General features: G+C 61.0%; 9 protein-coding genes and 1 riboswitch. Of the genes, 4 read left to right on the top strand and 5 right to left on the bottom strand.

Features of this window, described 5'->3' with window-relative positions:
• Positions 1-45 precede the first annotated feature (45 nt).
• Positions 46-1,338 carry a glycosyltransferase gene (locus tag DQN55_RS10895; protein WP_048380024.1) on the bottom strand — a complete coding sequence of 431 codons (1,293 nt, stop codon included), beginning with the start codon at positions 1,336-1,338 and terminating at the stop codon, positions 46-48.
• Between the two features lie 240 nt (positions 1,339-1,578).
• Positions 1,579-1,776: riboswitch (cobalamin riboswitch) on the top strand.
• 93 nt (positions 1,777-1,869) lie between these two features.
• On the opposite strand from DQN55_RS10895, the gene cobW reads away from it, so the two are divergent.
• Genes cobW through DQN55_RS10915 form a run of 4 tightly spaced genes read left to right on the top strand, consistent with a single transcriptional unit; the run spans position 1,870 to position 8,419 of the window.
• Positions 1,870-2,940, top strand: coding sequence for a cobalamin biosynthesis protein CobW (cobW, locus tag DQN55_RS10900; protein WP_048380021.1), 1,071 nt, complete (start codon positions 1,870-1,872; stop codon positions 2,938-2,940).
• A gap of 3 nt (positions 2,941-2,943) precedes the next feature.
• Entirely contained in the window at positions 2,944-6,714 is a 3,771-nt protein-coding gene (cobN, locus tag DQN55_RS10905; protein ID WP_048380019.1) for a cobaltochelatase subunit CobN, read from the top strand.
• 47 nt (positions 6,715-6,761) lie between these two features.
• Positions 6,762-7,763 carry an ATP-binding protein gene (locus tag DQN55_RS10910; protein WP_048380017.1) on the top strand — a complete coding sequence of 334 codons (1,002 nt, stop codon included), beginning with the start codon at positions 6,762-6,764 and terminating at the stop codon, positions 7,761-7,763.
• Entirely contained in the window at positions 7,688-8,419 is a 732-nt protein-coding gene (locus tag DQN55_RS10915; RefSeq protein WP_074702925.1) for a vWA domain-containing protein, read from the top strand. Before DQN55_RS10910 ends, DQN55_RS10915 begins: the two co-directional genes overlap by 76 nt.
• Positions 8,420-8,517: 98 nt before the next feature.
• Here the strand turns inward: DQN55_RS10915 and DQN55_RS10920 are convergent, their stop codons facing one another.
• The 4 genes from DQN55_RS10920 to DQN55_RS10940 all read right to left on the bottom strand — a co-directional run bounded on the left by DQN55_RS10920 (position 8,518) and on the right by DQN55_RS10940 (position 10,933).
• Positions 8,518-8,784, bottom strand: a complete 267-nt coding sequence (locus tag DQN55_RS10920) for a hypothetical protein (RefSeq protein WP_048380015.1) — start codon at positions 8,782-8,784, stop codon at positions 8,518-8,520.
• A 171-nt stretch (positions 8,785-8,955) separates the two neighbouring features.
• On the bottom strand, positions 8,956-9,480 hold the full coding sequence (locus tag DQN55_RS10930; protein WP_048380013.1) for an AAA family ATPase: 525 nt from the start codon (positions 9,478-9,480) through the stop codon (positions 8,956-8,958).
• Positions 9,477-10,040 carry a nicotinamide riboside transporter PnuC gene (gene pnuC / locus DQN55_RS10935; RefSeq protein ID WP_048380012.1) on the bottom strand — a complete coding sequence of 188 codons (564 nt, stop codon included), beginning with the start codon at positions 10,038-10,040 and terminating at the stop codon, positions 9,477-9,479. The genes DQN55_RS10930 and pnuC overlap by 4 nt, the downstream gene beginning before the upstream one ends.
• Positions 10,041-10,165: 125 nt before the next feature.
• Positions 10,166-10,933: a sulfite exporter TauE/SafE family protein gene (locus DQN55_RS10940; RefSeq protein WP_048380010.1), complete on the bottom strand. Its 768-nt coding sequence runs from the start codon at positions 10,931-10,933 to the stop codon at positions 10,166-10,168.
• Positions 10,934-11,022 lie beyond the last annotated feature (89 nt).

An 11,022-nucleotide genomic window follows, 5' to 3' on the forward strand; every position in this document is an offset into this window, starting at 1 on the left:
CAGTCGCGTCCGAAACTTCAACGCTGGCCACGTGTTTGTGCAGGTTCAAACCGTACGGTTTTTGGCTTCGATCCATTGCGACATGTACTGCGTACTTTTGTGCTGGTGATGACGCAGCATGGCCCCGGTGAAGTTGTTGCGCCGGTGCTGCTCAAGGTGGGCGCGACAGGCTTCGATGCGTTGTACCAGTGCCGGACCATGAGTCGCTTGCAGGTAGCGCTCGGTCAACAGGGTCCGGCCGTGCTGCTGGGCCTGATGCCAGGCCTGGGGGTTTTGGTACAGCTCGACGGCGCGGGCTGCAATGGCGCCCGCGCTTTGCTCGATGGCACCGGCCCACGGCAGGTCGCCGTGCATGCCTTCAGCACCCACGGGGGTGGTGACATTGGGGGTGCCGCAGAGCATGGCGTCGGCGATCTTGCCTTTAATGCCCGCGCCAAAACGCAGGGGCGCCAGGCAGATTCGGGCGTTACTCATCACCGCCAGGGCGTCTTCGGCCCAGTTGAGGACATGAAAGCCTTGAGCCGGGTTATGCAGCGCGGTGGCTTTGGGCGGGGTATAGGCGCCATACACATGCAACTGCGCACCGGGCAGTTGCTGGCGGATCAGCGGCCAGATGCTGGTCTTCATCCACAGCACGGAGTCCCAGTTGGGGGCATGGCGGAAATTGCCGATGCTCAGAAAGTGCTGGCGCTGGTCATAGGGCACGAATGTTTCGGGGACGCTGTCAACCATCAGCGGACACCAGTGCAGCAGGGCCTTGGGCACCTGGAATTGCTCGGTCAGCAGCTCGATTTCGTATTCGGAAATCATCAGGTTCAGGTCACTGCGGTAGATCGCGGCAATTTCCCGTTGCGCCAGGTCAGTGCCGGCCATCTGCTCAAAGGTTTCGCCCCGGGCCGGGGCGAACAGACTACTGAAGTCGTCCTGGTCGGGGGTGTGCTTGAGCCGTGCCTTGAGCTGCTGCTGGCGGGCGTCGCGCAGGCTCTGCAAATCCGAGGTTTCCAGCACGCGCAAGGCGTTCGGGCAGTGCTTTTCGACGCGCCAGCCGAACTGCTCTTCCATCATGAAGCGGTCGAACAGGACGATGTCCGGCGCCAGTTCGCGAATGAACCCGTCAAAACTGCTGTTATTCAGCTCGATCGTGACTTCATCGATACCCAGCGCTGCCAAATCAGCCTTGTGTTCGCCAACCCCGGCCGGGCTGCTGAAGGTGATCTGCCAGCCGCACTGCAAAAAGCTCTCGATGATTTGCATCATGTGCCCGCCAGCGGCCGAAGAGCGCGGCTCGGGCCACACGTAACCGATAATCAGGACACGGGTAGGGCGAGTGGACGACATGAACAGATCCTTGAAGCGCTGAGGCTGAAAAAAAGCGGCAATTAAAACACATATGTACTACGGGTTTGTATGTGCTGTAGCCGCTGCCGCTGGCTGCGAGAGGGGGCACAGTCACTCGCTTCTTGAAGGCCCTTCGGCCCTTTTCGCCGTCTGCGGCAGCGGCTGCAAAGATCATGGGCAGCAGCGGTCGAGTGGCGTGAGGCCGCGTCCGCCACCCATTGACCTGTTACAAAGCACTGCGTAGCCTTGCGCGTTCGAGGTTCTTCGCGATGCGAAGCTAAGAAGGGAACGCGGTAAGCCGCGGCTGCCCCCGCAACTGTAAACGGTCAATTGCCCTGCCAGGCCACTGCTGAACCAGCGGGAAGGCGCAGGGCCGGTGTCAGCCCAGGTTGATGCCCAGCCGTAAGCCAGGAGACCTGCCTCGTGACAGATTCTTACTTCAACCGGGCGGGGTGATCCGGTGGCGAAGACTGACCGCGTGCACGTGCGGTCGTCGTCCCGTATGCCCGCCGCTTTGCCAAAGGGCATCCGATGAAAACACTGGCCAAAACCCCCGTCACCATCGTTACCGGTTTTCTCGGTTCGGGCAAAACTACCTTGCTGCGTCATATCCTCGATAACGCACAGGGCCGTCGCATTGCGATCATCGTCAATGAATTCGGCGAGCTGGGTATCGATGGCGAAATCCTCAAGCAATGCGCCATCGGTTGCACGGAAGAAGAAGCCAACGGTCGTGTCTACGAGCTGGCCAATGGCTGCTTGTGCTGCACCGTGCAGGAAGAGTTCTTTCCGGTAATGCGCGAGCTGGTGGCGCGCCGTGGCGATATCGATCATATCCTGATCGAAACTTCGGGCCTGGCCTTGCCCAAGCCGTTGGTTCAAGCCTTCCAGTGGCCGGAAATTCGCAGCGCCTGCACGGTGGATGCGGTGATCACCGTGGTCGACAGCCCGGCCGTTGCTGCCGGGACGTTCGCCGCGTTCCCGGATCAGGTCGATGCCCAGCGCAAGCTCGATCCCAACCTGGACCACGAATCGCCGCTGCATGAGCTGTTCGCTGACCAACTGGCCAGCGCCGACCTGGTGATTCTGAACAAAACCGACCTGATCAGCCCGGCCGACCTGGAAAAGGTTCGTGCTGAAGTCGCTGAAGAGCTGCCGCCAGCCGTGAAAGTTATCGAAGCCAGCAGCGGACGGCTGCCGCTGGACGTGCTGCTGGGCCTGGATGCCGGTTCGGAAGACCATATCGACGCCCGCCACAGTCACCACGACCATCACCACGATGGCGATGATGACCACGACGATCACGATCACGATGCGTTCGACTCGATTTCCATCGAACTGCCGCAGGCTGAAGAGCGCGCACTGATGCAGGCCCTGAGCCAATTGGTGGTCGCCCACGGCATTCTGCGGGTCAAAGGCTTTGCCGCCATTCCGGGCAAGTCGATGCGCTTGCTGATCCAGGGGGTGGGCACGCGTTTTGACAAGCACTTTGACCGCGCCTGGGCGCCAGACGAGCCGCGTACCACCAAACTGGTGCTGATCGGTCAAGACCTGGACGCGGCGTTGCTTGAGTCCACCTTGCGCACAGCGTTGAGTGCTTAAACCATGCATTTGCTCAGGACCCAGCCCGGTGGCTTTGTAGCGGACGACAATATTGCCGACCTCGGCCAGACCCCCGCCGAGCTGGTGATCCTGTGCAGCGGTGATTCAAGCCTGGCACTGCTCGCAGACGCTGCGCAGCAGTTGCCTGAAGATTATCCAAGCCTGCGTCTGGCCAACCCGATGCAGGTGCAAAACCATGGCTCGGTCGACTTGTATGTCGATGAGGTGCTGCAGCACGCCAAAGTGATTGTGCTGTCGTTGCATGGCGGTATTGGCTACTGGCGTTACGGCATCGAACGGTTGGTGCAGTTGGCCGAGCGCGGAGTGACGCTGATCCTGGTGCCGGGCGACGATCGTCCCGACCCGGAGCTCAGCGCCCTGAGTACGGTGCCGGCCGAGCACGCCGAGCGGCTCTGGCACTTTTTACGCCAGGGCGGACGACACAACGCGCTGCAACTCTATCGGTGCCTGGCCAGCCAATGGCTGGGCCGGGATTATCCGTGGGAGGAGCCGCGCACGTTGCCGCGTACGGCGATTTATCATCCGGTACACACCAGCCCTGGGCTCCAGGACTGGCAGGCCGACTGGCACGCCGGGCAACCCGTGGCAGCACTGCTGTTTTATCGCTCGCACTTGCAAGCAGCCAACACCGCTTTTGTCGATGTGTTTTGCCAGCGTTTACTGGCAGCCGGGCTCAATCCCTTGCCGATTGCCGTGGCCAGCCTGAAAGAACCGGGTTGTCTGAACATGGTTCAGGATGTGCTCGACGAGGTCGAGGCCGGGGTGATTCTGAACACCACCGGGTTTGCCCAGTCGAGCCCCGAAGCGCCGCATCTTCGACCGTTTCGACGCAATATCCCGGTGATCCAGGCGATCTGCGCCCAGGACAATCAGCCCGGCTGGGAAGCCAGCGAGCAGGGCCTGGGGCCCCGTGACCTGGCCATGCACATTGCCTTGCCCGAGCTGGATGGCCGGATCATCAGCCGCCCGATCAGCTTCAAGGACCTGGCATGGCGCAGCGAACGCAGCCAGTCGGATGTGGTGTGCTACCGCGCCCACCCCGAACGCATGGACTTTGTCGCTGAGCTGGCACACCGCTGGATCGAGCTGGCCCGCCTCCCGAACCCGCAAAAGCGCATCGCCCTGATTCTGGCCAACTACCCGACCCGCGATGGTCGAATTGGCAATGGCGTGGGACTCGACACCCCGGCAGCCGCGCTGAATATCCTGCGGGCCTTGCAGGCGGAGGGTTATCCGCTGGACGCGGAGTTGCCCGAAACCGGCACGGCGCTGATTCAAGCCTTGTTGGGCGGCGTCAGTAATGACCTGGATACCCTGGATCTGCGGCCTTGCCAGCAAAGCCTGGCCCTGGATGACTACTGGGCGATGTTTCAGCGCTTGCCCGAAGTCAATCGCCAGGCGGTGCTTGAGCGCTGGGGCGGACCGGAAAACGATCCGATGTTCCGCAATGGTCGCCTGATGATCGCCGGTTTGCGCTTTGGCCTGACCTTTGTCGGCATTCAGCCGGCCCGCGGCTATCAGGTCGATGCCAGCGCGGTGTACCACGACCCGGACCTCGTGCCGCCACACGCCTATCTGGCGTTCTACTTCTGGCTGCGCAACACCTATGGCGCCCACGCCGTGGTGCACGTCGGCAAGCACGGCAATCTGGAATGGCTGCCCGGCAAGGGCGTCGGGCTGTCGGAGCATTGCTGGCCTGACGCCATTCTCGGCCCGATGCCCAACGTGTATCCGTTTATCGTCAACGATCCGGGCGAGGGCGCTCAGGCCAAACGCCGCACACAGGCGGTGATCATCGACCATTTGATGCCACCGCTGACCCGTGCCGAAACCTATGGCCCGCTGCGCGATCTGGAGTTGCTGGCCGACGAATATTACGAAGCGCAATTGCTTGATCCGCGTCGAGCGCAGGAGCTGCAACGGGACATTCTCAAACTGGTGCGCGAAACCCGTATCGACCGTGAGTTGCAGTTGGATGAGTCGCTGGGCAGTGACGCAGATGCAGCCATTTGGCTGCCTCGCCTGGACACTTACTTGTGCGACCTCAAAGAGTCGCAAATCCGCGACGGCCTGCATATTTTCGGCGAATCGCCAGCCGGGCGCTTGCGCATCGATACGTTGCAGGCCTTGTTGCGAATTCCCCGTGGCGACGGGCGCGGCGCCCAATCGAGTGTCTTGCGGGCGCTGGCCAACGCGTTCGAGCTGTGTTTCGACCCGCTGGACTGTGCGCTGGCCGAGCCTTGGACGGCGCACCAGCCCCGTGAACTGCAGCGGCTCAACGACGAAGTGTGGCGCACCGCCGGCGATACCCGTGAACGCCTGGAGTTGTATGCCGCACAGCTGATTGAACAGGCCCTGAACGGAACGCTGTGTTTGCCCGAGAGCGAACAATGGGCCGATGTGCGGGCCATTTTTGCCGAACTGCTGGCCGGTGTGGCACCGCGACTGGATGCTTGCGGCCCGGCTGAAATGCAAGGTTTGCTGGATGCCCTGAGCGGGCGGTTTGTACCTGCCGGGCCCAGCGGTGCGCCGAGTCGCGGGCGGCTTGACGTACTGCCGACCGGGCGCAATTTCTTCTCGGTAGATGTGCGCAACCTGCCCACCACCACTGCCTGGCGCATCGGTTTTCAGTCGGCCACCCTGATCCTTGAGCGGCACTTGCAAGATCACGGCGAGCATTTGCTTCAGCTGGGCTTGTCGGTGTGGGGAACCGCAACCATGCGCACCGGCGGCGATGATATCGCGCAGGCCATGGCGCTGATGGGCGTGCGCCCGGTGTGGGCCACGGGCAGTCAGCGGGTGGATGACTTCGAAATCCTTCCGGTCAGCCTGCTGGATCGCCCTCGGGTTGACGTCACGCTACGGGTTTCGGGGTTCTTCCGCGATGCCTTTGCCAACCTGATCCGCCTGTTTGATGCGGCGGTACAGGCCGTGGCAGCGCTGGATGAACCGGACGAACTGAATCCACTGGCCGCCAAGGTACGCAGTGAGCGCGAGCAACTGGAACGTGAAGGGCTGACACCCGAGGCCGCGGCGCGGCAGGCGGGTTGGCGTGTGTTCGGGGCCAAACCCGGCGCCTATGGCGCAGGCGTGCAAGGCGCGATTGACGGGCGTTTGTGGGAAAGCCGTGATGATCTGGCCGAGGTGTACCTCAACTGGGGCGGTTATGCCTATGGCGCTGCCGATGAAGGCACCGCGGCCCGTGGCCAGTTCGCCCGGCGCTTGAGCCAGGTGCAGGCGGTGGTGCAGAACCAGGACAACCGCGAACACGATGTGCTCGACTCCAATGATTACTATCAATTCCAGGGTGGCATGCTGGCGGCTGTCGAAAGCCTCAGTGGCCAGCAAGCCGCAAGCTATCATGGTGACCATAGCCAGCCGGACCTGCCGAAAATCCGTACGCTCAAGGAAGAACTGAACCGGGTCATACGCTCCCGGGCAGCCAATCCGAAGTGGATCGAAGGGGTCAAGCGCCATGGTTATAAAGGCGCGTTCGAAATGGCCGCGACCCTCGACAACCTGTTCGCGTTCGATGCGACCACCCAGTTGATCGACGACCATCAATACGCCTTGCTGGCTGATGCCTATGTGCTGGATCCGGACACCCGCGAGTTTGTCCGCGAGCATAACCCGCATGCCCTGCGCGACATGACCGAACGCCTGCTTGAAGCTCAGCAGCGCGGGTTGTGGAGCGAGCCGGGCGAATACCGCGAAGCGCTGGAAAACCTGCTGCTGGACATAGAAGAAGAGTGACGGGCTTTTTGAAGTGATCAACATTCTGCCATTTGGAACCCTAAAACATGACTGACACCCCGCATTTCCCGTTATCGGCGGTGGTCGGCGCGCACGCGTTGAAGCTGGCGCTGTACCTGACGGCGATCGACCCGAAAATTGGCGGTGTGCTCATCGAAGGCCCGCGCGGCATGGCCAAGTCGACCCTGGCCCGTGGCCTGGCGGATCTGCTTGCCAGTGGCCAGTTCGTCACCTTGCCGCTGGGCGCCACCGAAGAGCGACTGCTGGGCACACTGGATCTCGACGCGGCGCTGGGGCAGGGCAAGGCTCAGTTCTCGCCGGGGGTACTGGCCAAAGCCGATGGCGGCGTGCTGTATGTCGATGAAGTGAACCTGCTGGCGGACCATTTGGTAGACGTGCTGCTGGATGTGGCCGCCAGCGGCACCAACGTGGTTGAGCGCGATGGTATCTCCCATCGGCATGCCGCACGCTTTGTGCTGATTGGCACGATGAACCCTGAAGAAGGGGAGTTGCGCCCACAACTGCTCGACCGTTTTGGCCTGAATGTGGCCATGAGCGGGCAGCCGCTACCGGCCGAGCGCAGCGACATCATTCGTCGGCGACTGGATTTTGATGCCGATCCCCAGGGGTTTTGTGCCCGCTGGGCAGATGAGCAGGACCGCTTGCGACAACGTTGCCAACGGGCCCGCGAGTTATTGCCCCAGATTGCGCTGGATGACGTCTCATTGGCCGCCATCAGCGAACGCTGTTTTGCGGCCGCCGTCGACGGCATGCGCGCTGACCTTGTGTGGCTGCGGGCGGCGCGAGCCCATGCAGCATGGCGCGGGGTGCAGGCAATCAGTGCGGAAGATATCGAGGCTGTGGCCGAATTTGCCCTGCGTCACCGACGCCGTGAACAGTCGGCGCAAGCCCCAACGCCGGATCAGCCGCAAGCGCCATCCGGCTCGGCTTCGTCCGGTGCCGGGCAAGGTCAATGGGGCGAAATGCCCGCACAACCTCAGGCCACGGGCGAGCGACGGGAAGTGCCGAGCTGGCCAAAAAAGCCTTAGGCATTCGCCCCCGATCGGCCGAGGGGGCGGATGCCAAACCCGAGGCAGGCCCGCTCAGCCATGGCAAACAGGGCGCCAGTCGCCCGGCCGGTCGGGGTGCAGTGGACTGGGTGGCGACCTTGTTGCGCGGGCGGCCCCGCGAGCGCAAAGACCTGGCGTTCAAAACCCGACAGCGGACGGCTCAGGAGTTGTGGATGGTGGTGGTGGACGCTTCGGCTTCAACTCGCCGCCATCAGGCACTGGGTGATGCCAAGGGATTGCTGGCACAGCTGTTCGAGGATGCTTACCGGCAGCGTGCACGTGTGGCGGTCATGACCGCCAGTGGCAACGCGCCGGAATGGCACGTCAGCGGGAGCAAGGTGTCCACGGCGTTGAATGACTGGCTGGCAACACTGGGCGCCGGTGGCGGCACGCCGCTGCTGCAGGCGCTGGAAGAGATGGCAGGGTGGTTGAGCGCGCGTCGCCAGCGCTTTCCAGATGAGCAGCAACGCTTGCTGGTACTGACCGATGGCCGCCTGAAAGCATGGGGGATATTGCCGCAGGTTGAATGCCCCAGCGTACTGATCGACATCGAGCGCGGCCCGATACGCCTTGGCCGGGCGCGGCAACTGGCGGCAGAACTGAATGCCGATTATCGGCACATCGATGGGGCGTGATACGGCTGGAGCAAGGGCTGGCTGCGATCTTTTGCGGCGATTGCCGGGCGCATCAAAAGATCGCAGTCATCGCGTCGAGGTGTTTACCCCAACGGACTTCAGGCTGGCATGACCCAAGGCTGCAGGGCGTAGCCTTCGCGGCTCAACTCGGCGCGGGCCTGGGCCAGCAGGTTTTCCAGTTGGGCGGCATCAGCGCAGACGCTGCGCGGGATCTGTTTGTGGCCAATAGGCGTGCTGGTGCGGTCAATGACCGTCAGGCTCAACTCGCCGTGACCGTCCTGGGCTGCCCAGGCAACGCACTGGAAGGGTTCAAAAGCGTGGCCGGCAATCAAAAGTGCTTCGTTGAAACGGAGCGGGGCGTTCATAAGGTCGTCTCTCAAATATGCCCATCAAGTGATTAACCGTCGGCTGGGCTTACCGTTCGGTTGGTTACTTGTACTGATGACTTCAGACCCGCTCCAGGTCACACATACTGAGAAAATTTTTAAAGATTTTTTTATGGACCTGATCCAGATCAACTTTAAAAGGTGCTGCAATCAGCGCCCGAGCAGATGCTCGACTGCGGCAAAGGCCTGTTGCTGACGTGCTTGCCAGTCGCCCGTGATCACTTGCGTGGGCTGGTGATGCTGTTCAAGCCATTGCCGGCTGGCGCTGAAAAAAGCCTGACGCTCGCTCAGCGAGGGCTGGCAGCGCTGACCGTCCGGCGTCCATTCGACATTGTCGGGCGACAACAGCAGGTGCAAGTCGTAATGGCGGCGCAACAGCTCAGCCTCAAGCCAGTCAGGGCAATCACCGAACAGGGTTTGACTCCAGAGCATGTTGCTCAATAAATGGGTGTCCAGAATCAGCAATTCCGGCTGCAGGGCGCGGGCGGCATCTTCCTGGGCCAATTGCCCGCGAGCGATCTGCGGAATGTCGGCCAGACAGGTGTCGCGAGGGTTCTGTTCGATGAAATGACGCACATATTCACCCACCAGAATCCCGCCAAACTGCTGCTGCAATTGAGCCGACAACCAGCTCTTGCCACTCGACTCTGGCCCGGCCAGTACGACTACTTTCATGTGCGCAGCGCCGGATCGGCCCGCCAGTCACGCCAGCCTTGAATCGCAATCACGGTGAACAGGGCGTACAAACCGGCGGTCAGGTACAAGCCCTTGTAGACGAACAAACCGACGAAAATCACATCGACGACAAACCACAAGGCCCAGCACTGCAACCGTTTTTGTGCCATCCACCACTGAGCAACAAGGCTGAAGCCGGTCAGGGCGGCATCGAGCCACGGCTGTGCCGCGTCGGTCCAGTGCGCCATGAGCGCGCCGAGCACTACGCTGCCGACCGCGCCGTAAGCCAGGCCGGTGCTGATTTCGTGAGGGGTGAGCGATGTTACCTGACGTCCTTCATGCAAGGCCCCGGCGCGGGTCCACTGCCACCAGCCATAGATTTGCAGTACGGCGTATACCCCTTGCAGCAGCATGTCGGAGTACAGCTTCACCTCGAAGAATATCCAGCTATACAGCAACACCATCACCAACCCGATAGGCCAGCACCAGGGGTTTTGTTTGACTGTCAACCAGACGGCGATCACGCCGAGTGCGGCGGCGAACAGCTCAAGCCCTGACATTGGGATTCCTTGGAAAGGTGAAAGGGCCGGGATTGTAACCGCAGCCGTGAGCAGCAGCTACCCAAGCATGCCCTGCGCAGGTTTGGCGGGTGCCAGGGTGTTCACAACGGACAGGATCAAGCCTCTCAAAAGAAGATGGAAAACCCCATTCGGCCAATCAGAAACAACAACAGAATCAAGAAAAACACGCGAATAAAACCGCTGCCAAAACGCAATGCCAGGAACACACCGGTGAGTGAACCTGCAATATTGCAGGCGGCCACCACCCCGCCAATTGTCCAGAGCACATGGCCCGAAGGGATGAAAAACAGCAGGGCCGCGCTGAACGTGCCCAGGTTCACCAGCTTTGCTGACGCCGATGCATTCAAAAAGTCAAAGCCGAAGTATTTAACAAAAATAAAAAGCAGGAGGCTTCCGCTTCCAGGTCCAAACACCCCGTCGTAGAACCCGATCAGACCGCCGAAAAATATACCCAGCAGCATCTCTTTTGTGCCGCATTGAATGTGTGAATGCACCAGCCCCAGATCTTTTTTGGCGAATGTATAACCGGCCATCGCGATCAGGACGAAGAAAACCACATATTCCATCATCTCCCTGGGAACGAGCGAAACAGAAAAAGCCCCGAGGAAGGCAAATAAAAAGGCGGAAACAACCGTTGGCAGCATAAGCTTCCAGACGATTTTTATTCTTTTCAGGTAGCGAAAAATAGAAGACATATTGCCAGCCAGAACGGCCAGCTTGTTTGTGCCAAACACTGTTGCCAGGCTGTGCTGTGGTAAGGCGTGCAAGAGTGCTGGCACTTGTACAAGCCCACCTCCGCCCACGGCTGCATCAATCAGACCGCCACAAAACGCAAAAAAACCCAAGGTCACCAGAGCGGTATCAAAATCCATAAAGAGCATCCATGCGGGTTGTATCAGTGGTCATCATAGAGCGCACAAAACAATGCCGCCATTGTGGGCAAAGGCGGCGTGTTCAGGGC

This window comes from Pseudomonas taetrolens, from assembly GCF_900475285.1.
GTDB lineage: Bacteria > Pseudomonadota > Gammaproteobacteria > Pseudomonadales > Pseudomonadaceae > Aquipseudomonas > Aquipseudomonas taetrolens.

What these genes read in the sequence shown, in the direction of transcription:
- DQN55_RS10910 (WP_048380017.1), top strand. Translation starts at nt 6,762, where the DNA reads ATGACTGACACCCCGCATTTCCCGTTATCGGCGGTGGTCGGCGCGCAC.
- cobW (WP_048380021.1), top strand. Translation starts at nt 1,870, where the DNA reads ATGAAAACACTGGCCAAAACCCCCGTCACCATCGTTACCGGTTTTCTC.
- cobN (WP_048380019.1), top strand. Translation starts at nt 2,944, where the DNA reads ATGCATTTGCTCAGGACCCAGCCCGGTGGCTTTGTAGCGGACGACAAT.
- DQN55_RS10895 (WP_048380024.1), bottom strand. Translation starts at nt 1,338, where the DNA reads ATGTCGTCCACTCGCCCTACCCGTGTCCTGATTATCGGTTACGTGTGG.
- DQN55_RS10940 (WP_048380010.1), bottom strand. Translation starts at nt 10,933, where the DNA reads ATGGATTTTGATACCGCTCTGGTGACCTTGGGTTTTTTTGCGTTTTGT.
- pnuC (WP_048380012.1), bottom strand. Translation starts at nt 10,040, where the DNA reads ATGTCAGGGCTTGAGCTGTTCGCCGCCGCACTCGGCGTGATCGCCGTC.
- DQN55_RS10920 (WP_048380015.1), bottom strand. Translation starts at nt 8,784, where the DNA reads ATGAACGCCCCGCTCCGTTTCAACGAAGCACTTTTGATTGCCGGCCAC.
- DQN55_RS10930 (WP_048380013.1), bottom strand. Translation starts at nt 9,480, where the DNA reads ATGAAAGTAGTCGTACTGGCCGGGCCAGAGTCGAGTGGCAAGAGCTGG.
- DQN55_RS10915 (WP_074702925.1), top strand. Translation starts at nt 7,688, where the DNA reads ATGGGGCGAAATGCCCGCACAACCTCAGGCCACGGGCGAGCGACGGGA.